The organism is Streptomyces tateyamensis, assembly GCF_003205575.1.
Lineage (GTDB): Bacteria > Actinomycetota > Actinomycetes > Streptomycetales > Streptomycetaceae > Kitasatospora > Kitasatospora tateyamensis.
Map to the genome: position 1 here is coordinate 1 of NZ_PYBW01000207.1, position 939 is coordinate 939.

The following is a 939-nucleotide window of genomic DNA, read 5'->3' on the forward strand; positions in this document are numbered from 1 at the left end:
CTGGGGACCCTGGTAACGTCAGTCAATCCTTTTTCACCCATCACGTGCTGACCAGCGGAAACGTCGCTTTCAAGCTCTGAGCAGGCGGAGGCCGAGATCTGCCGAATCGAGGTCGGCGAGGTCGCTGTTGCGCTCGGCCCACCGGCCGGAGTCGAGGCCGTCGCCGAGGCTTCGTATCGCCCACTGCTCGGCCTGCGGCCCGACCCTCGTCCACACCGACATCGCACGGCGCACGTGATCCTCCAGATACGCCCCTGGTCGGCGCCAGTACGCCTCGAACAGACCGTCAGCGCAGTGCCACGGGAAGGGCACCGGCTCAGCGCGGGCACCCACCGATCGCGTCGGCCATCCCAGCCAGCGAGGGAAAGTCTGCGAGGACGGCGGCGAACTCGGGCAGGTAGTCGCGGATAAGCCAGAACCGGTCCTGCCAGCCGGGCTCGTCGGTGTCGAACGTGAGCACCACCACGCGGCGGGCCACTCGCCGCGTCTCGCGCAGCCCCGCTATCGGGTCCCCCCAGTGGTGAACGGTGGAGACGGCCATCGCGACGTCGAAGGAGTGGTCCTCGAACGGCAGGCTGTCCACCTCACCCTTGCGGGCCCGGTGCACGTGCAGCCGGTAGAACAGTCGGGACGGGTGGTCGGCATGGAAGCAGGAGACACCGGCGATGGACACCCTGCCCCGGTTACTGCCACGGACTTGCACCACCAGCCCCTTTGGGTCAACCCACCACCCTGCGCATACCTCATAGGCACGGCATACCGCAGGGATCAAGGACCGTCAGCCCCTCCCGCCACTACGAGTTCAACCTGAGCAGCCCGGCGAGCCCCGTGAAACAACGAGGCCGGGCCTCGGGCGGCGTCGGCGGCGATGGCGATGGCGATGGCGATCGTATAGGACCGACCTCGGGTATTCAGCCGAACAGGGTGATCTGACGCCCA

1 pseudogene is annotated in these 939 nt (G+C 67.5%); it reads right to left on the reverse strand.

The annotated features are described in order from the left end of the window. Window positions 1–69: 69 nt before the first annotated feature. Window positions 70–580, reverse strand: a pseudogene (locus C7C46_RS32545) (methyltransferase domain-containing protein); the annotation flags it as partial. Window positions 581–939: the final 359 nt, after the last annotated feature.